The sequence below is a fragment of the Paenibacillus sp. FW126-R14 genome, assembly GCF_058789495.1.
This window is the reverse complement of sequence record NZ_JBYTBS010000007.1, coordinates 81,228-101,209: the sequence shown is the minus strand read 5'-3', so window position 1 is coordinate 101,209 and position 19,982 is coordinate 81,228. Positions and strand designations below refer to the sequence as shown.

Annotated in this window: 17 protein-coding genes and 1 riboswitch; of the genes, 2 read left to right on the top strand and 15 right to left on the bottom strand. The window is 54.9% G+C overall.

Annotated features, from left to right (window positions below; translation table 11 throughout):
* Positions 1-5: 5 nt before the first annotated feature.
* From thiE to AC3WRW_RS07080, 6 genes are all read right to left on the bottom strand, one after another.
* Positions 6-671: a thiamine phosphate synthase gene (thiE, locus tag AC3WRW_RS07105; protein WP_492545643.1), complete on the bottom strand. Its 666-nt coding sequence runs from the start codon at positions 669-671 to the stop codon at positions 6-8.
* Positions 668-1,534 carry a bifunctional hydroxymethylpyrimidine kinase/phosphomethylpyrimidine kinase gene (gene thiD, locus AC3WRW_RS07100; protein ID WP_492545642.1) on the bottom strand — a complete coding sequence of 289 codons (867 nt, stop codon included), beginning with the start codon at positions 1,532-1,534 and terminating at the stop codon, positions 668-670. Before thiD ends, thiE begins: the two co-directional genes overlap by 4 nt.
* Positions 1,535-1,782: 248 nt before the next feature.
* Positions 1,783-2,550, bottom strand: a complete 768-nt coding sequence (locus tag AC3WRW_RS07095) for a thiazole synthase (protein WP_492545641.1) — start codon at positions 2,548-2,550, stop codon at positions 1,783-1,785.
* Positions 2,551-2,555: 5 nt separating this feature from the next.
* Complete coding sequence (gene thiS / locus AC3WRW_RS07090; RefSeq protein WP_492545640.1) at positions 2,556-2,759, bottom strand: sulfur carrier protein ThiS; 204 nt, start codon at positions 2,757-2,759, stop codon at positions 2,556-2,558.
* Entirely contained in the window at positions 2,743-3,936 is a 1,194-nt protein-coding gene (gene thiO, locus AC3WRW_RS07085; protein WP_492545639.1) for a glycine oxidase ThiO, read from the bottom strand. Before thiO ends, thiS begins: the two co-directional genes overlap by 17 nt.
* Positions 3,920-4,573 carry a thiamine phosphate synthase gene (locus AC3WRW_RS07080; RefSeq protein ID WP_492545638.1) on the bottom strand — a complete coding sequence of 218 codons (654 nt, stop codon included), beginning with the start codon at positions 4,571-4,573 and terminating at the stop codon, positions 3,920-3,922. The genes thiO and AC3WRW_RS07080 overlap by 17 nt, the downstream gene beginning before the upstream one ends.
* A gap of 136 nt (positions 4,574-4,709) precedes the next feature.
* Positions 4,710-4,808, bottom strand: a riboswitch (TPP riboswitch).
* A gap of 162 nt (positions 4,809-4,970) precedes the next feature.
* Between AC3WRW_RS07080 and AC3WRW_RS07075 the strand changes: the two genes are divergently transcribed.
* Positions 4,971-5,954 carry a bile acid:sodium symporter family protein gene (locus AC3WRW_RS07075; protein ID WP_492545637.1) on the top strand — a complete coding sequence of 328 codons (984 nt, stop codon included), beginning with the start codon at positions 4,971-4,973 and terminating at the stop codon, positions 5,952-5,954.
* A gap of 164 nt (positions 5,955-6,118) precedes the next feature.
* Positions 6,119-6,808, top strand: coding sequence for a hypothetical protein (locus AC3WRW_RS07070; RefSeq protein WP_492545636.1), 690 nt, complete (start codon positions 6,119-6,121; stop codon positions 6,806-6,808).
* Between the two features lie 279 nt (positions 6,809-7,087).
* Here the strand turns inward: AC3WRW_RS07070 and AC3WRW_RS07065 are convergent, their stop codons facing one another.
* From AC3WRW_RS07065 to AC3WRW_RS07025, 9 genes are all read right to left on the bottom strand, one after another.
* Entirely contained in the window at positions 7,088-7,609 is a 522-nt protein-coding gene (locus tag AC3WRW_RS07065) for a YbjN domain-containing protein (protein ID WP_492545635.1), read from the bottom strand.
* Between the two features lie 14 nt (positions 7,610-7,623).
* Positions 7,624-10,194, bottom strand: a complete 2,571-nt coding sequence (locus AC3WRW_RS07060; RefSeq protein ID WP_492545634.1) for a hypothetical protein — start codon at positions 10,192-10,194, stop codon at positions 7,624-7,626.
* 86 nt (positions 10,195-10,280) lie between these two features.
* Entirely contained in the window at positions 10,281-11,195 is a 915-nt protein-coding gene (locus AC3WRW_RS07055; protein ID WP_492545633.1) for an eCIS core domain-containing protein, read from the bottom strand.
* Between the two features lie 129 nt (positions 11,196-11,324).
* Positions 11,325-12,734 carry a PP2C family protein-serine/threonine phosphatase gene (locus AC3WRW_RS07050; protein WP_492545632.1) on the bottom strand — a complete coding sequence of 470 codons (1,410 nt, stop codon included), beginning with the start codon at positions 12,732-12,734 and terminating at the stop codon, positions 11,325-11,327.
* 51 nt (positions 12,735-12,785) lie between these two features.
* Entirely contained in the window at positions 12,786-13,121 is a 336-nt protein-coding gene (locus tag AC3WRW_RS07045; protein WP_492545631.1) for an STAS domain-containing protein, read from the bottom strand.
* A complete protein-coding gene (locus AC3WRW_RS07040; protein WP_492545630.1) occupies positions 13,118-13,555 on the bottom strand; it encodes an ATP-binding protein in 438 nt (145 codons plus the stop codon). The genes AC3WRW_RS07045 and AC3WRW_RS07040 overlap by 4 nt, the downstream gene beginning before the upstream one ends.
* A 41-nt stretch (positions 13,556-13,596) precedes the next feature.
* Positions 13,597-16,656 carry a HEAT repeat domain-containing protein gene (locus tag AC3WRW_RS07035; protein WP_492545629.1) on the bottom strand — a complete coding sequence of 1,020 codons (3,060 nt, stop codon included), beginning with the start codon at positions 16,654-16,656 and terminating at the stop codon, positions 13,597-13,599.
* A 36-nt stretch (positions 16,657-16,692) separates the two neighbouring features.
* Positions 16,693-17,178: a GNAT family N-acetyltransferase gene (locus AC3WRW_RS07030; RefSeq protein WP_492545628.1), complete on the bottom strand. Its 486-nt coding sequence runs from the start codon at positions 17,176-17,178 to the stop codon at positions 16,693-16,695.
* Positions 17,179-17,198: 20 nt separating this feature from the next.
* Positions 17,199-19,967, bottom strand: coding sequence for an adenylate/guanylate cyclase domain-containing protein (locus AC3WRW_RS07025; protein ID WP_492545627.1), 2,769 nt, complete (start codon positions 19,965-19,967; stop codon positions 17,199-17,201).
* Positions 19,968-19,982 lie beyond the last annotated feature (15 nt).

Sequence of the window (19,982 nt, the reverse complement as noted above, 5' to 3'; positions counted from 1 at the left end):
CCTCCTCATGAATGGGTGTCGTGCGGCATGTTTAACATGCGGACCAGCTCGGCCGCTGCCTCATGCGGGGCGCGCGCGCCGGCGATCGCGCTCACAACCGCAACGCCATCCGCCCCCGCGCGGATGACGGGCAGGGCATTCGAGGCATCGATGCCCCCGATGCCGACCAAAGGCAGCCGAATGCCGCCTTCGCGCATCCGGGCGATCATGGCGGGCCCCCTGACCTCACGCGCATCAAGCTTCGTGCGCGTGGCGTATTGGGGGCCTACGCCCAAGTAGTCGGCGCCTTCGGCCAGCGCCGACTGCGCCTCTGCGAGATCGTGGGCCGAGACGCCCACGATCATATGCTTCAGCCGCTGCCGCACGGCGGCGGCCGGCGCGTCCTCTTGGCCGATGTGAATGCCATCGGCCTCCAGCTCTAGAGCAAGCCTTTCATCGTCGTTGACGATGAAAGGGATCGCGTGCTGCGCGCACAAGCGGCGCAGCCGCGCGCCCAGCTCGAGCAGCGCCCGCCCCTGCAGGGCGCCGGCGCCTTTCTCGCGGAGCTGAAACATCGTGATGCCGCCGGCAATCGCCGCCTCCAGCACCGCGTAAGGGTCAGCCCCTCCGCAGTTCGGGCTGCCCATCACCAAATACAAGCGCAACGCTTTGCGCAGTTCTTCGCTATTCATCTCGTCCCTCCGGCATAAGCATCGTTGTTCACGATGATGATGTCTGATGACGCAGCGCCCGCTCTGGCTCCCCGTTGGTAAGCCCAATGATTCGTGGGGCCATGGCCGCTGCCTATGAACAGCGGCTCGGCTATTGCCGCATGAATGAAATTTTTGGCCAGACGTAATGCCTCACTGGCTTGTAGACCTTGCGCAAGACCGGAAGCAGCAGCGGCAGCAAACGTGCAGCCCGTACCATGCGTATGCGGTGTATGCAAGCGGCGGGAAGAGAATTCCGTGAACGTTTTCCCGTCATACAGCATATCGGTTGCGTACTCCGTATCCGCATCATGACCGCCTTTGATCATCACATGCCGACAGCCGTACTCAAGGATTCGTCTCGCAGCTTGCTGACGAGACCCGCGATCCGTAATGACGATCCCGCTAAGCGCTTCCGCTTCGGGGATGTTCGGCGTAACCACGTCGGCCAGCGGCAGCAGATGCTCGCGCATGGCGTCGATCGCTTCTTGCTGAAGCAGGGATGCGCCGCCTTTGGCGATCATGACGGGGTCGACGACGATCCGCTCCCATTTGTAGCTTCGTATGGCTGCCGCTACGATTTGGATAATTTCGGAGGAGAACAGCATTCCCGTTTTGAGCGCATCCGGGCGCAAATCCGCCCCAATGGAGGCGAGCTGCTGCTCCACGGCTTGCGCGCTCATCGGGTACACCCCTTGAACGCCAAGCGTATTCTGTGCGGTCACTGCGGTAATCACCGACATCCCGTAAACGCCCAGCTCTTGGAACGTCTTGAGATCGGCCTGAATCCCCGCTCCCCCTCCGCTGTCCGAGCCTGCAATCGTCAGCGCTTTGTAAATTGACATCTCGCTCCTCCTTTCGAATAGTTAGATCACGTATCATCCAGCCTAACGGACTGAGCTGTCGCTATTGCCGGCAATTCGGGTAGAAATATGTTCTAACGGACTTCAATGACGCTACTTGGCTCAAAATGATTTAACCAGCCGCGTTATCCGCAGATAACGACTCCCCGGTCCTTAACTCCTCTCATCATGCAGCCGAATATTCGAAATAGCGCCTCTCACGTCCGTAAGCAAACTTAGATCGCCGCATCCTAAGCCCGGCTAAAGCCTTCCATCGGGGAGCTCGCCGAAGCGTAGCGCTTCTTCGGAATCCGGCCTGCCTCGAAGCCTGCGCGCCCCGCCTCAATGGCGAGCTTCATGGCAAGGGCCATTTTGACCGGATCCTTGGCGCCCGAAACCGCCGTGTTCAGCAGCACGCCGTCCGCCCCCATCTCCATCGCCAGCGCAGCGTCCGAAGGAGCGCCAATGCCGGCATCGACGATGACCGGCACCGTCGCCTGCTCGATAATGAAGCTCAGATTGAGCGGATTAATAATGCCTTGCCCTGTTCCTATCGGAGATGCTCCCGGCATAATGGCATGCACTCCGAGCGCTTGCAGGCGCTTGGCTAGAAGCACATCGTCCGACGTATACGGCAGTACGATGAAGCCCTCTTCCAGCAGCATTTCCGATGCTTTCAACGTTTCCACCGGGTCCGGCAGCAAGGTCATCTCATCGCCGATAACTTCCACCTTAATCATGTCGCAGAGACCGGACGCCTTCGCCAATTTGGCAATGCGCACCGCTTCTTCCGCCGTTTTGGCCCCTGCCGTATTCGGCAGCAGCGTGAAGTTCGATACGTCCAGCATGGACAAGAAATTCGGCTGGCTCGCCTCGAAAATGTTCATCCGCCGCACCGCGAACGTCAAAATCTGCGATTCGCTCACATCAACAGCCTGCTTTTGAATATGAAAATCCGGGAATTTGCCTGTGCCTAACAATAATCTGGAACGAAACTCATATGGACCGATTTTTAACATGGTTTTTATCCCCCTCCGACAAAATGAACGATTTCAATTGTATGTCCTTCGGACAGCTCCGCTTTCACGTGGTCTTCTTTTTGTAAAATGTTTTGATTATGCTCAACGACGAGCATTTTCTCCTGCAGCTCAAAATGGGCAAGCAGCTCTTCAATCGTTCGGACCGTATCCGGAACCTCGACGCTTTGGCCGTTAATGTGCAGCTTCAATGCTGTGCAGCTCCTCTCCTTTTAATCGTTGGGGGTGGCCTTCCGCCCGCTCGGACGCTCCCGACAGATCGGGGCTAAAAGCTTGCAGATCAAGCTGCAAGGCGCCCATGCCCTCGCCTGCTACAAGACGAGCCATCGCTTTCCCCGTGATTGGGCTTAGCAAAATGCCATTGCGGTAATGCCCGCAGGCCGCAAATAATCCCTCATACTCCGGAACTTTGCCGATGTACGGCAGGCCGTCAGGGGTCTGGGGCCGCAGCCCTGACCAAGCCTTTTCCCACTCTGCTGCGCCGATCGCGGGCATCAACTGCTTCGCCCTGGCCATCAGCTCCGCGAGTCCGGCCAGCGACACCTTGCGGTCATAGCTGTTCGGCACGACCGTCGCCCCGACAAGCAGCCGTCCCCCCGCTTTGGGGACAATATAGCACCCCGGCGTGAACAGGGTCTTATGCAGCTCCCGCTTCTCGGTAAGAACCGAGAAGCACTCTCCCTTCACGGGAAACACCGGCAGGTCGATCCCGCTTCCGGCCAGGAGCCGGCCGCTCCACGTCCCCGCTGCTACGACCACGCTGCCGCCGTACAGCGGCCCCTCGGCCGTCATCACGCCGATGACGCGCCCGCGCTCCGTCAGCAGCCCCTGCACTTGGGCGAATTCTTGCAGCTTCGCCCCCAGCACCCGCGCTGCCTGCGCGAACGCCGCCGCCAGCTTCGGCGCCTCCACCTGCCCATCCTCCGGCAGGTACAAAGCTCCGCGCGTCGCCGTGCTCAGCGCGGGTTCAAGCGAAGCGGCTGCGGCTGCGCTCAGCCACTCCGCTCTTTCGCCCGCTGCGCGCTGGAGCTTCTCTCTGGCGCGCAGCTCCTGCTCTTGAACGTCGCTGAGCGCGACGTTCAAGAGGCCCTCGCGGACGAGGCCGATGTCGACGCCCGTGAGGCTCTTCAGTTCCTCGCTCAGCTTGGGGAACATCGCCCGGCTTTGCCGCGCCCACTGGAACAGCGGCCCCGTGTCCTCCATCTCGGACTGCGCTCCGAGCATGCCGGCTGCGGCTGCCGAGGCCTCCGTCCCCAGTCTGCTGCGTTCCAGCAGCGTGACGGACTGGCCTTGCTTCGCCAAGTAAAAGGCGATGGAGGCGCCTATCACGCCGCCGCCAACGACGATAACGTCACTCGTATGCTTCATAGCTCTCACCTCTTGTTTCTTCCGGCTGCACCGATTGCAGCTCACGGACATAAGCTTTTACTGTTTCCACGGGGTCCGCCGCCTCCCAAATGCCGCTCATGACAGCAATGCCGGCGGCTCCGGCTTCCAGTACGGGCCTCACCTTCTCGGGTGCTATGCCGCCGATGGCGATCACAGGGATCGCCACTTGACCCGCCACCTTCCGCAGTTGTTCGAGGCCTCTGGGCGGAGCGCCCAACTTCGATTTCGTCGCAAAAATATGGCCGTACATGACGTAATCGGCCCCCTCTGCCTCCCGCTTTACGGCTTCTTCCATGCTGTGTACGGATACTCCCGTACGATGCAAGCCTTGGGAGCTTTCCCGTATCATGGGGAGCTGCGGAGAACTTTCCGGGAGATGCAAACCGCCTAGCCCGGCAGCGCCGGCCATCCACGGAAAGCCGTTTATGTAAAGGCTTCGCGCAGGCACCCCTTTATCCACCAAATCCTGTATGCCTATGAAAATTTCATCCATTGGCTTCGCTTTTTCCCGAATATGTATGGCTGTAACGTAGGGGTGAATCCGGGCCGCAACTGCCGCCAGATCTTTCCACGCCAGCTTGCCATTCGAGATGACATGCAGCTCGTACCGGGACATTTGGAGTCCGCCTCCTTACCTTGATCTGTTGTATCGATAGGTGATGGCACGATCAGCGCCAACGCAAAAAAACCACTTTTCCAAAGAAAAGTGGTTGTAGGTTGCCCGCATAATAAACATGCACAAATGAGGCGCCAAAGTCCGGTTTCCACTTTCCTCCGCTGGTATGACCCAGTTCAGGTTCAAAGGGTCCAGATTTCTCCGTCTCAGCCTTTCGGCGCCCCTAGGGATACATTCGTATTCATTTGTTCATTATCATAACACGGTATCCAGCGGTTGGAAATAAAAAAATTTCCATCCCGTTTTATCCTAGTCACCCAAGCCTGTTGCTCTTATAATAGGGGGAACGCTTACCTCGGCCTTACGCACATATTGTCAGGAAGGATGAACATCTAAGATGCTGTCTCACTTGAATCGTCAACTAGAAAAAATCTTGCCGCTCATCACGCCGGCCAGCGTACTCATCGGTGTTTTGCTCGGCAGCCATTTATCCGGGTTCACCTTTTTATCGCCATGGCTATTCGCTTTTATGACCTTTTCGGGCAGCATTAGCTCCAGCTTCAGAGAATTTGTCAAGGTTGTCGTTCAGCCTCTCCCGCTCATCGCCACGCTGCTGATTTTGCATGCAGGCATGCCGCTCATTGCGCTTGGGCTCGGACACGCCGTATACAGCCATGAACCGTTAACCATCACGGGCCTCATTCTTGCTGCGGCCATTCCGACAGGAATTACCAGCGTCGTCTGGGTCTCCATTTATCGCGGAAATATCGTGCTCACGCTTTCCATTATTCTCATGGACACCGTTCTTTCGCCATTCGTTGTTCCTTACACGCTATCTGCGCTCGTCGGAACGAAGGTTCAGATGGATTCCCTTGCCATGATGAAAGGGCTGCTCTTCATGATCGTCGTCCCTTCCCTGCTCGGCATGCTGCTGAACCAATGGACCAAGGGCAATATCAAAGTGAAATGGAGCGGCCGCCTAGGCCCTTTTTCTAAAATATGCATGGGCATCGTAGTCGCTATCAACAGCTCCGTGATCGCGCCTTACTTGCGTGATATTAATCCCAAGCTGCTTGGGATGGCTGGATTTGTACTAGCCCTTGCTTCGCTAGGCTACATCCTGGGGTGGGTCGTCGCGAAGCTGATGAAGTGGGAACAGGATGTTGTAGTGGCGCTTACTTTTAACAGCGGCATGCGGAATATTAGCGCCGGCGCCGTGCTCGCTGTGGCTTATTTCCCGCCTCCGGTCGCCATTCCGGTTGTTCTGGGGATGCTGTTTCAGCAGTCGCTGGCGTCTTTATTTGGCTTTCTTTTGAACCGAAGATATGCTTTGAAAGGCGATGTGTCTAATCTGGCTGTGAATCGTGCGAAACAAGTTTAACCCGGGAGCTGCCTGTGCAGCTTCTTTTTTTAAAGTTCAATCTCATTCCACTCAGCCATTTTTAAGCTAACTTTTATCTGCGTTTCAGCTTCCCTTCTCTTTTTTTTCATAATTGCACCGTACAATGGGGTTGAAGATCAAGGATAGGAGTGAATTATTCGCATATGAAAATGAAACAAATAGCCGGCTTATGCATTCTTATTCCCGCTTTGCTTAGCGGTTGCGGAAATCAAAGCTCCTCCCAGCCTGCAGCGGCAAGCACGTCACAGCCTCAAACGCAAAACGCACAAGGTTCAGCGGATGCGAAGCAGCAGGGACAGAATCGTCCCGCCATGAGTCAGGAGCAAAGACAACTGTTCAGTACGTTCCAAACTCTCCTTATGATGGACAAGGCCGACGGACTTGCGATTACCAAGGAACAGGCTCAAGCCATGCTGCCCGTTGCGCAGGATATCGAGACTAAGGCTGTGCTCAGCGACGAGAATAAGACGAAGTTGCTCGAAAAGCTAACGGACACTCAGAAAAAGTTCATCGATGACTCGGCATCCCGGATGGCTGGTCGGGGGAACGGATCTGGAGGCAACGGGCCTGGTGCTAACGGCGGAAATCCAGGCGATGGCAAGCGTGGGGATTTTGGCGGTCAAAAAGGCGCGCAGGCTGACGGATCAGCCCCGGCTTCACCGAATGGAGCTGCTTCCGATAGCACAGGCGGCGGGAATAAAGAGAATGGCGCAGCCCGCGGAGGCAACGCAGACGGCAAAAACGGAGGCAATCGTCCTTCCGGCGGCGCTGGCGGTCAAATGCGGGATCCCGGCAAGCAGCTCATCGAGCTTTTGCAGGAGAGAGCGAAATAACGCAGCGGATGCCGCTTTAGTGGAACTGCAGGCCGCTATTTATCCAAAAGGCAGCCTTGTGGCAAGCAAGTGGGAACTATGGTCCGCTATTTTACCATTTTTGGCTGAAATGTGCGGTCCGATGGGGAATAAGACCCTGTAGTTCCGCGCAAACATGGAAATGGGAGCTTTTCGCACAAATAGCGGACTCTAGTTCCCTTCAAGGTGGTAAGGACGGAAAAAGGGCTTCCCATTCGTAGATTCATCTACTTTTGGGACAGCCCTTTTCTGTGTTTGCATTTAACCTCTCAATGCCTGAACAACCTGCTCCGCACTGGCTTCGCCGCTGGCCACCAGCTCCACATGCTCGGCAAACATATCGCACATATAAACGAATAAGCTCAAAATCTCAAGCACTTCTTCGCTGTCAAAAGAACGCGCAGCCGAAATGCTGTACACATAGCGGTAATGCAGCTCATTATGCTCATTGATGCCAAAATGGCCGATCGGCAGTCGCGTATTGATCTCGAGTAAAACAGCAGCAACCTCATCGCGCTTGCCTTCTTCAAGGTGAAAAGGAAGCGTACTGTAGATTTGCAGCAGCTGAATAGAAGCGATCTCATCGTCGTTCAATGGCAAAAAGCTAAAGTGCAGGAAGCGTTCCCGCCCTTTTTTATCCTCTTGGAAACCGGCCATCAGCACGTGAAGCGGAATCGCTTCCGATTTTTCCAACAAATTCGTGGCTAAGCCTGTCTCATCCAAAATATCTTTCAAAAACCCTAACTGCGCCAAATGGCGCGCGTGTACGAGGTCTGGCAGCATGTGTTTCCACCCTTCTATTCTCTTTGTCCCATGGCTTCAACTAATTTGGATCTTAGTTTAACCGGATCATCTTTAAACTTCTCAAGAGCAGGCAAACTTACACCCGCTGCTTCGACATAGCTTCTTACCTGCGTGTACCGCGCAAGAACGGCTGGATCTGGCGTTGCGGACGCTGGTGCAGCGGTTGCGGTTGGCGTGGCCGGTGCCGCTGTTGTTGGCGCTGGCGCCGTCGCCGTTGCCGTTGCCGTTGCCGTTGCCGTTGCCGTTGCCGTTGGTGCCGGAGCCGGGGTCGGAGCTGCTGACGTTGGTGCCGCTACGGTTGCCGGTGCAGGGACCGGGGCCTGCGTCGCTGACGCTACGGTTGCCGGTGCAGGAGCCGTGGCGGCTGCCGCTGTTAACACAGGAAGGGTCCTAATCATATGAATAATCAGGTCCGCATCTTTTGCACGTTGTTCCTGTTTCTTCTCGGTTGATTTATCCGCATTGAAAATCGCCTTCGTAATTCCCCAAGCCCCGGCTTGGGCAGCCCGGTCTCGTCCAGCTTGTTTCAAAGACCGGACGACAGGCATCGCAGCGCCGACGCCGGAGGCAACGATTTTGAGCGGCGTACCGACTTGCGCACCGACACCTGTCAGCGTAGCGATGTCCCCAGCAATTTTCGTTAACTCAATACCGATTTGCAGACCTCCGCGGTTCGTGCGTTTCACGTTAATATTTTTCATTTCCTTGGCGAGCTCATACTGGGCAATTTCTTCGAGTTCTGTCTCTGCCTGTGCGTCGCCTTGCGCTTTTCTGGCTTCTAGAGCCTGTTTATGGATCTTCAGTTTCTCTTTATCTACGCCGGCATTCCGGAACCATCTCTTGGCCGTTACAAAGGATTTGCCCGCATTCTTGCCCTTGAAGTCACGTTTCAAGGTGGTCATTGCCGAGCGGTTTAGGCCTGCTTTGATGACGTCGACCGTTTTGATGGCAATTTTCACACCGCTTACCGCGATACTAACCCCTGGAATAACGCTAGTCAAACTTGCTGTGCTTGTGTCCATAATTTCCATAATGCCTTTAGCGACTTTGAGCCCGGATTGGGCAGCCTGAATGGTATTGCTTATCACATCGATGACACCTTTGGAAGCTTCGCCCTTATCCAGTCCGCCATTCTCCGAATGCTTGCTATACATATCGTAGATGGATTTAACGGCCATAATGGTGCTTTTTACAGCAGAAATCGCTTCCCCTACCGTACCGGTATAATCGCTTACCGACGAGGAAGCGCCGACACCATCGGTATTGCCGGTGGATTTGGCAGCTTTATCGACCAAGCCGGCGGAGCCGCTGACCATTTTGCCGGTGGATTCGATCATGGATGAGCCGGTGGCTGCGTAGTTCCAGCGTTTATTATGGCCGGTACGGTCGCTGTCTTCAGAGATGGAAAGAGTTTCTCTAATCGCGCTCAAAATTTGAAAAGGACCGCCGATCAAATCCGCTGCAGAGGCAACCGCGCCATGCGATGCCGATTGCTGCGCCAGACTCTCGTCTTGGGTTGTGTCGTAGGCATCTTTGAAATCGTCTGATTTATTGCCGAAGCTTTCACTAAACGCGGTGATGATGCCTGCTCCAGTATCTGCACCCTCTTTGAGCGAGTCAGACGCTGGAGCCGGAGCCGGCGCCGCTACAGGTACTGGCGCTGCTTGCACCGGGGCGGCTTGCGTCGGCGCTGCCTGTGTTGGGGCCGCTGTTGTCGGCGCCGCTACGGCCACTGGCGCTGCCTGCACCGGAGCCGCTTGCGTCGGCGCTGCCTGCGTTGGGGCCGGCGCCGGTGTCGCTACGGCCACTGGCGCTGCCTGCACCGGGGCCGCTTGCGTCGGCGCTGCCTGCGTTGGGGCCGCTGTCGTCGGCGCCGCTACGGCCACTGGCGCTGCCTGCGCTGGGGCCGCTGCCGGTGTCGCCACGGTCACTGGCGCTGCTTGCACCGGGGCCGCTTGCGTCGGCGCTGCCTGCACTGGAGCCGGCGTCGGCGCCGCTACGGCCACTGGCGCTGCCTGCACCGGAGCCGCTTGCGGCGGCGCTGCCTGCACCGGGGCTGCTTGCGTCGGCGCTGCCTGCGTTGGGGCCTCTGTCGTCGGCGTCGCTACGGCCACTGGCGCTGCCTGCACCGGGGCCGCCTGCGTCGGCGCTGCCTGCGTTGGGGCCGCTGTCGGCGGCGCCGCTACGGCCACTGGCGCTGCCTGCACCGGAGCCGCTTGCGTCGGCGCTGCCTGCGTTGGGGCCGCTGTCGTCGGCGTCGCTACGGCCACTGGCGCTGCCTGCACCGGAGCCGCTTGCGTCGGCGCTGCCTGCGTTGGGGCCGCTGTTGTCGGCGACGCTACCGCCACTGGCGCTGCCTGCTGCGGATTCCTTTGAATCATTTGATTCGCGTAAGCTTGGGTTGCGCGATTACCTGCAGTTCGCTGCATCTGCATAAAGAAGTCCCTCGCAAGAGGAGACACCTGAGGCGATGCCATGCCGTTTGTCTGTGAAGCTTGTGATTGCGCAGCCTTCTGTTGAGAATGGCCCGCTGATTTCGATTGGTGCTGGTTACCTTGTGCCATCAGACGTGACTCCTTTATGCAAAATAGTCCTGCAAACGAAAAAGCAACAGGCGAATGCGTGATTCCTGCTGCTCGTACGCGAGAGCTTACTTGCCGCCCCTTTGTTGAATAACGTGAGTTAACTCGTGTCCAAGCAGCTCTTGTCCTTGACGCGAATCCGGGTTATACCGGCCTTCACGGAAAAATATATCATTCCCCGTCGCAAAAGCTTCCGCTCCTAAGGAAGCCGTAAGCTTCGACGCCCCCGAATCATGATGGATGTTTACATTGCTGAAATCCGTATTAAAGGCCGACTCCATCTTGGCTTGGATCTGGGCGTCCATTTTGGAGCCGCTGCCTTGCTTGGATTTAATCTGCGATTCAATCGCCGCCCCCGCTTCAAACGCTCCGCCGTCGGTCGGCTTCATCTGCAGCTCTTCGTCCTCTGACTCTCCGCCCTCGCTTCGCTGAATCGACTCCGCTGACGGCTTCATCTGCAGCTCTTCATCCTCCGACTCTCCGCCTTCACTTCGCTGAACCGTCTCCGCCGTCGGCTTCATCTGCAGCTCTTCGTCCTCTGACTCTCCACCCTCGCTTCGCTGAATCGACTCCGCTGACGGCTTCATCTGCAGCTCTTCATCCTCTGACTCTCCGCCTTCGCTTCGCTGAATCGACTCTGTTGACGGCTTCATCTGCAGCTCTTCATCTTCCACGCCGGAACCTTCGCTCTCCGAACGCTGAACATCAGAGGAGGAAGACCCGCTATTTTCCGAGGCAGCGATCTTGTCCGCCACTTCTTTGCCAACTTGATCAGCCTCTTGTTCATAGGCATCTCCAACAGGTCCTACCGTCAGCTTCGTCTGTACGGATAGCATGCTGCCTACCGCTTTGTTGCCAATCGTCCGCTGTATATTCATGAGATCTGCCCCCGCAGACTGTCCGTGGGAGCTGCTTTTCGTGCGATGGTTGTGTTGCAGGGAAGTATCTGGCTGCCTGTTAATACGCGATTGGTGCATTGGCATATGAACCCTCCTAGAATGGTAGTTCGGAGAAAAATGCCGCCATACGGACGGCTTGCGCCCCCTCATTTTCCGTGTCTGAGCGCACGATGTCATCTTCTTTCACTATATCATACCTGTGTATTTTTGAGGCTACATTTTGAATGGTTTTCGATCGACAATAAGCACGGCAATATCGTCAGATTGGGTAGCTCCGTCTGCGAATCGGTCTACATCCTCTACCATATGATCAAGCAGCATCGATTGCTGACTGGACAGCTCCTTCTTCAACAGCTCGTGAAGACGCTGGAATCCGTACTGCTCCTGCCGCCGATCCTCAGCTTCCGTAATGCCGTCCGTAAACAAAACCACACGATCGCCCAAGCCAAGCGTTGCTTCGTTATCCCCGTACAACATGTCATCCATGACGCCAAGCGGAAGTCCCTTCTTCCCTTTCAGCTGTTCCACTTCCCCGCTCTCCCGTACCACGTAAGGCGGACAATGGCCGCCATCGCTGTACAGCAGCTTCCCTGTGCCCACATCGAGCACACCGCAAAAAATCGTCGCAAACATCGTCGAATCGTCTTTATACAGCTCTTGATTAACGGCGGTGAGCAGCTCTCCGGGCGACATCCCGGGCGACATTTTACCTTTGAGCAAGGTCATCGTGACCGCCATGAAGAGCGCCGCAGGAATGCCTTTATCCGAAACATCCCCTAAAACGAAGAAAAGCTTCTCGTCCCCGAGGCGAAAATAATCATAAAAATCCCCGCCTACCTCCCGTGCCGGACGAATATACGCCCGCGTCTCCGCAATGGCTGCAGCGCGCCCATCGGCATCTGTGCATGCTTCTCCCGCAGAAGCGCTGCGTAGGCTCAGGCCTTGGCGTGGCAGAAAGCCCATTTGAATGTCCGTCGCAATGCGCAGCTCGCTTTCCATCCGCTCTTTGGCGGCCGTCGTTTTCTCCAGCGCATCGTAGAGCATGGCGTTTTCCAAAGAGGCGGCAATCGGAGAGGCAATAGACTCCAGCAGATGCAGGTCACGGTCTGTAAAATGCGCGTCATCCCGCTTGTTCAGCACCTGCAGGACGCCGATAATGTTCCCTTTGCTCACGAGCGGCACGCAAAGCATGCTGCGCGTCGGGTAATCGACTCGCTTGGCGACCTTGGACGACCAGCGTTCGTCCTGCGCCGCATCGTCGATTTTGACCGATTGGCCGGTCTGCGCGACCCAGCCTGCGATGCCTTCGCCGATTTTGAGGCGAATTTCACGGACTTCATCGCCCTTCTCCCCAAGCGCAAGGTCAAAAAACAGCTCTCCCTTCTCCTTATCGACCAAGATAACGGAAGACGCTTCCGCGTTCATGATCCGCGAGGAGGTTTCCATAATTTTGATCAGCAAATCCTGCTTCTGAATCGTCGAATTTACTTCCAAGCTAACGTCGAACAGCTGCATTGTCCGCTGAAGCTCCCTCTCAGCCGTCCTGCGTTTGCGCTCGCTGAGCTGCCAAGCGGTACCTGCCGCCAAACAGACAAGGAAAAGAATACTCGCGACGATATTCATCAAGTACGCCTCCTCTGCGCTTCACCCTTCCACATTGTCCCGCTCGCAGTGCTAAGAAATGGCATGAATCGCATCCGCTTCCTTCTCATAAATCGCAAATATCGAACTAAACCCCGACATATCGAACACTTCTTTGACGTTCTCGTTCATGCGCGCGAGCGCCAGCTTGCCTTGAATGACCTTGATCATTTTGGCTGCGGAGAGCAAGCTTCTCAGCCCTGCGGAGCTGACATATTCGAGTCCATGCAGATCAAAAACAAATTTGCCCTTCCCCTGCTCGACCAGCTTCGCAAAAGCGGCCTCCAGGCTTGCGGAAGTGTTCGCATCCAGTCTGCCGTTTAAGCTGAGCAGCACGACATCCCCCTGTATTTGCTCATGGATATTCATGATATTTCCTCCTTCTGATCTCGCCTTTTGGTCATCATCAGTACATTTTCTTCGTTCAAACGCTCATAGCGGATATCATCCATCACTTTTCTCACAAAGTGAATGCCCAGACCGCCGATCCCGCGCTCGTCCATGCTAAGATCAACGCGCGGGCTGGACTTCAGGAGCGGATTAAAGGGAACTCCGCGATCTGTCAGGCGAAGCTCCCAGCCGTCCCCAGCGACTCCGATATCAATGCGGATGGCATGCCGGCCGCGTTCGTCCGGGGGATGCCCGTAGAGAATGATGTTCGTAACAAGCTCGTCGCAAACCAAATTCAATTGGAATAACGTTCGTTCATCCATGCCCATCGGTTGTGACAAGCTTCTTAAGAATGCGCCGAGCCGATCCAGTTCTTTTAGATCGTTGCTTAACACAATGCTCTCCAATGACACAATATCCCCTCCCCGCTCATCCGTTTATCCGTCTATCCGGCTTAAGCCATTTTCAAAAGCATGTTTTCCAGCAACCGGACGCGGGCGCTTGAAGCATGCAGCAGCCCGATGCCGATCTCCGGGTACAACCTCACTAGCCGGGAAAGACTTTCCCCCTGCAGCGCAAGCACACGCACTTCATCGAAAATAACTTGCGCCGTAATGGAGGAAGGCGATCCGTCTAAAGCGGTCGTTTCTCCGAACGCCTGCTTAGGTCCAAGAACGCCGATCGTTCCTGTCTCACCGGCACCGGTCTCATTGCCAAGCTCAACATTGCCCTCGATGATTAAATACATCGCCGTGTTGCTGTGCCCGCGACGCAATAAATACGTCAGGTCTTCATGCACTTCTTCCGTAGCAATACCGGCGATTAAGCCCAGTTCGTCGACCGACAAATCGGCGAATAACGATACCTGCTTCAGGAAAATAACTTTATCGAGCATGGTCAAAAACTTGCGCTCTTCTCTCATCTCATCACGCTCCAGTGAACTTCGTGCGTAAACCGCAATATCTTTCAGCCACTCGTCCGGCCATGCGGAGGCTTCTTGCAAGAGCGCAAGCGGCTCCGTCATCGCCGTATCGCTGGCGACGGTGCCCTGCTTCAACAGCTCCAGCAGCGCCAAAGCCAGTTTGCGGTCTCCGATCCCCTCAGCCAGCACTTCAAGGGCATTATCGCGAACCTCTTCGCTTTCGTCCTTGGTGGCTTCGCGGAGTGTCGCGACAATCCGTTCGTCGACGAACTTGGCCATAACGGCCCAAGCGCCGCCGACTAGCGCATTGTGCAGCTCCGCGCACCTCTTGCCCGCGAGCTCGGCCAGGCCGTTCATGCCCAGCTCAAGCAGTGCTGCCGGTAGGGCGCGCTCCTGCGTAGAAGCCAGCATACGGCTTACGCAAGGATCGACGAGCTGCGTTTTTAATTTATTTTCATCCAACAGTTCGGCAAGAGCTGTAACCGCTGCGTTCCAGATAAAAGGATTCGCATGGTTCACACTGCCCAACAGTGCCGGCAGAGCTTCCTCGCCCATATCTACCAAAGCCTGAAGTATCGCTTTGCGCAGCTCCTGATCCGCCAGCGGCACCATGTTCAAGAGAAGCGGAATCGCTTCGGCATGGCGAAGCTTGCCGAGACAGGCAGCAGCGGCAACTTTGACCGCAGGCCGATGATCATCAAGCAGTGAGAGCACCCAAGCGGAATAGGAGTTCAGCTTCAGATCCGCCACGGTATGACAGCCATACACTGCCCATTCCCCGCCGTTATCCAGCATTTTGATAATCGCCTCGTCACAGGCTTGATAGCTTTCTTCGCTTTCCAGCGCGTAAAGCGCCTTAACCCCTTCATGCACCACTTTAGGATGACTATCCAGCAGCTTGACGCGAATGAAGAAGTGCGACTGGCTTCTAAGGTGCGTAGCTTTTGAAATCAGTTTTACACTTTCAGCGCGCACTTCCGGGTCCTCATCCTCCAGGAACGATGCGACCTGTACAAGATCCTGAATCGTAACGCTTTGAAGGTTCATCGCCCGCAGCACCGCAATGCGGATTCGCGAGCTCTCTTCCCCGATCATCCCGATCAGATGCGGCAGGAACGCGGAGTCTTTCGCTTTGCCAATCACTTCGAGCGCCAGCTCCCGCACGTAATCGTTCGGATGCTTCAAGTAATCAAGCATGGCCGATAGGGCTTTGGAGCTGCGGATGCCCCCAATGAAGGACTCTGCAATGTCGGACAGATCGGCGTGCAGCGATTGAACGCTTTTGACCAGCTCGCGGATGTACAAATGTCTTCCATACCAAGCGACAATAACAAGAATGGCAGCTAAGCCCACGCCTACCCAAGCCAGAGGCGGCAGCTGAATGAGGCCGAAGGAGTGCAGCAGCGACAGCAGCGAGCCGATCAGAATACCGCCGGAAGCCGCTACGCCCTGAGCAAAATAACGGTAACCGTCCCGCTTCGAGATGGGCATCATTTTGAAAAACAGCTGATAACAAGGCTCTGCTATGTAGTACAGCAAAATGTAGAAAACGGCATAGGAGCCTGAAACCATCGCCAATCCGAGCGACTGATTAACAAACAGCGCCGTGAGTCCGAAGCCTCCGAAAAATAAGAACGTGATGGCCAGCAGCATGTTGCTTGCGCCCAGCCAATTCATTAAGCGAGTGGATACCGTTTGCAGCAAAAGACAGAACGTAAATTGAAGAGCTGTAATTAAGCCGTAAAAAGAGGTTAAATCCCCCTCCTTCGGAAACTTGGCTTCCGCCGCGGTAAAATACTGATACTCGATCATAAAATACACCGCCGGCATCAGCGTCATCAACGCTACCGCGCACAACAAGAACGGACTGCGCAGCATCTGTTTAGCGTAATAGCCCGCTGGCAGCTGCTGATCTTCCTCAGCGCCGCCCGGTGCGCTCTGGTTCTTAAGCCGCAGATCTTCTTTTAACGTCAACGGGACCAGATAGCGCGCCAGCGCCTTTCGAAAAAACAGGAAGCCGAACACCATCAGCACAGGAGCAAGCGCATAGACGGCTTCCGTGCCGAGCAGCCTGCCGATTTGGTGAGCGATCAATCCGGCGGTTATTCCGCCTGTCGTCGTTGAAGCAATGAACACCGGCATCAATCTCTTCGCCTGCTGGGTAGGGCACAAATCAAATGCCGTACTCCATAAGAGCAGCGTCAGCTGTCTGACGACAAAGTTGGAGGAAAGAAACAGAATGGGATAATAGTAGCGGAAATCGACGCCGCCCAGTTTAAAGCCCAGCAGCACCGCACCGTTCAACACCAGCAGGCCGATCATCATCAGATATAGCGTCGTCATCATGCTGGCCTTCGGCAAACGATTGGCGAGCTTTGCCAAAAGCCAGCCTTCCAAAGGCATGATAGCCGCTTCGACAATATAGATATAGGGCAAATACTGCACGCCGAATCTTTGGTTAAAAAGAGCCATGAACGCTGTATAGTTTAACGACTCGGCAATTCCGCTAAAATAAAAGACCGGCAGCATCATCCACAGCTTTCGGATATCTTCAGGGCGCAGTCCCATCCATCTGGTTAAGCTTCCTTGCATATCATCAGGTCCAATCTATCGATTCATTTGTCTTCTTTATAGAAGCGTTTTGTAGAAAGCTAATCTGGCTTCGCCTTCATAATAATAATTCGGATAAGTGCCGATCAGTTCAAAGCCGTTCGCCCGGAACATTTTTTGAATGGGAACATATTCGGGCAAATCACAAGTATACGTTAAAATATAGCGCCCCCCGGCCTCCCGGGAAAATGTCTCCAGAGCTTGGAACAAAATTTTCGCAAAGCCATGCCTGCGGTAGTCGCGATGCACGGCTAGGTAATCCCATAGAAATCCGCCGGATTGATGCTCGTTTTCCTTGCAGCTGGTGACGGCAATAATGTCCCCGGCATCATTTTCGATAAACCAATGCCGATGGTTGCGCTGCGTCAAGCTGAGCAGAGGCGCATTGCGAAAATGCTCCAACTCCCCAGGTGTATGCCGCTGATCGTCAAAAGATGATGCGGATAAATAAAACTCGGTAATGCGGCGTGCGTCTTGCTCATTGGTTAGCTCGTGCACTTGCATGTCTGGTTTCGCCTCTTTCATCAGGAAACTGATAGTGTGCCATTCCACTCTGCTGTCGTACCGTTCTGGAAATACTCATCGCAAATATAGAAATAAAGCTGTGCCGCCTTATCCTGACGGTTTTGCTTGATGACCATCAAGAAAGCTTCCCGGGCATCATAGAAACGGCCTACCTGGTAGTAAGTGACAGCCTGCTCGAATAAAACCTTGGTTTTCTCCTTCAGAGTCCGAATCGTATCCGGATCGCCCTGATAGACGTCGAACAGTCGAAGCGGCTCCTTCACCCCTTCTACTTGAATCAATCCCAAGTTTCGGAATTGAAAGCCGGCCGGGTGCTGCAGCGATTGCACAACATGATCGGTAATGAGAATCGACGCGCCAAGCGGTTCCGTCATTTTCTCCAGCACCGTCGCTACGTTCACCCCGTCGGAGATGACATTGCCCTCCAAACGCTGCTCCTCCCCGATGATTCCGAGCCGAAGCGGCCCTTTGTGCAGGCCAATGCCGAAATCGAGCGGCGAATAGCCGACTTTTGCCCGATGCGAGTTGTAAAGATCCAGCTCCTTGCGCATCTCGATGCTCGCCTGCAGCGCTTCATCCGCCGCATTCGGGAAAAGGGCCATGAAGCCTGCGCCCAAGTACTTGTTCATGAGGCCTTGATGGTTGCGGACATAAGGACCGAACCGGCTAAGAAACGAATTGACGAAGTTGAAGTTCTCTTCCGGCGTAAGCTTTTTGGAAAGAAGATAGAAGCCACGGATGTTGAAAATCAAAATCGACATATTTTTCTCCACCTGATCGCCCAGCTCCACCTCCAGAATGCTCTCCTTATTCAGGAACCGCAGAAACTGTTGAGGAACGAAACGATAGTAGGACTGGCTGAAGTTCTCTACCTTGGTGATGTAATCCCGGATGCGCGCCGCCATCGTATTGACGCTGTCGCCCAGATCAGACACCTCATCCCGCGTGTTGATCCTCACGACCGTATCCCAATTGCCTTTGGCAATCTCGCCGACACTGTTGCGCAGCTTTCGAATCGATGAAAGCAGCACGTACGTCATCAAAACAAGCACAAGCAGCAAACCTACGGAAATGAGCGCAATATTGCGGATAATCGATTGCAGGACGGCTCGGCGATGCTTGAGGATGCCTTCCAGGTTTTTGCTTGTTTCGAAAACACCGACAATTTTACCCGCTGAGTTCGTAATAGGCGCAATCGCATAGCGCCACTCTCCGGAGAAGTCCTGCCACTGTCCCGTAGCCGGCTTCCCTTCCAGCACAACCTGCTGGTTCTCAGGCGTTTGTTGGAACGGATTAAACATATGCATACCGTCATCGTCTTCCAAAATCCGATAAATGACGCCATTTTCATATTTATAAACAGCTTTATAAAAGCCTTGATTATCATCCCGGGCGTTATTTTCAAAGACCGACTGAATTTTTTTGCGGAAGGATTGATAGATCGCGCCATTGTAATCCAGCGGTGAAGTCAGGCTCTCCAGTTTATCGCCATCGACCAGGTTTTGACCGTTTTTGGCCAGCAAAATAAGCTCGCTGAACGTTTCTTCTTCCATTTTCTTGGAGAAGCTCTCGTAAATCACCGTGGACAGCAGCACCATGGAAAACGCAATAACCGGCACCAAAATGAGAATCTGCTTCATCATCAAAGGAAGACGGCGATGCAGCAGGTTGAAGAATATAATTTTGATGGCATACAGCCCAAGCAATAAGGCCGCCACGGCGATCGACCAGAGCACATACGCACTGGTTCTTGCCGGCTGGCTGTACAAGGCTTCTACAATCGATGGAGTTATTGTCCCGTCAGGCAGACGCCGATTAATTTGCGCCGGTTCTACAATAATTAGACTGCCATCCTGCGCAATGGAGCTCGTCGTGGCATCGAAAGCAAGCTCTACTCCGCTCGCTTTGGCCTTCTCCTCGGTAACAAGCCCCTCGATCGTATAAGGCTGCAGGGGATCGAGCCGTGAAATCATTTTGTTGTTAAAATCGATGAAAATCAGACGTCCTTGATTGTCCAGGTGCATGCTCTCCGGGAAATTGCGCCTAGTGCGGTCCAGTCCCGGGAGCGGATAAACAAGCTCGGAACGCCCGTCGCCGAAGGCGCGATAAATTTCTCCGCTGCGCGTTGAATAGTAGATATCTCCCGGCTTAAACCCGTCCGCCTCGGAGACATATTTATTGGGTGGAAGTTTTACCGTGAAGATCAGCTTCGGTTCGGAGGGCTCATCTTTGATAATCGGAGATTGGTAAAGCGTCAACTGCTGTACTTCATCATTGAAAAAATAGACCGTTCCATCGTGGACCTGCACATTTCGCAAGGAGCCCAGTCTGTACCGCTGAACCCCCGAATCGTTATATTCCTGCGAAAACAGGCTGCGGTCAAACTGCCCTTCCGGCGTATAGCGAACGATCTGCTCGGATTTAACCGCAATGCCGTACGGATCAAGCAGCGTACGAATGGTGTAGAGATACCCCTGTTCGTCGACAGCCATATCGTTAAAACGGTACACTTCCCCGTTCTTTCCGGTCTCGCTCGTAATGGAGTATTGCAGCACACCCGCCCCATTCAGCTTATGAATGGTTTTCTTCGCGTTATCGATGACAAACAAATTGTTATGCCCATCCGAGATCGCCTTCGATAAACCGTCGAAAGGCTTGCTCTTGTGAAAAGGCCATAGTGTGAAGCTTTCCCGGTTTAACCCGAGGTACGTTCCGGCAGCACCCAGAAGCAGCAGTACGAGCAGCAATGCCGCAATCGATTTCTTCATCGCCCTTTAATCTCC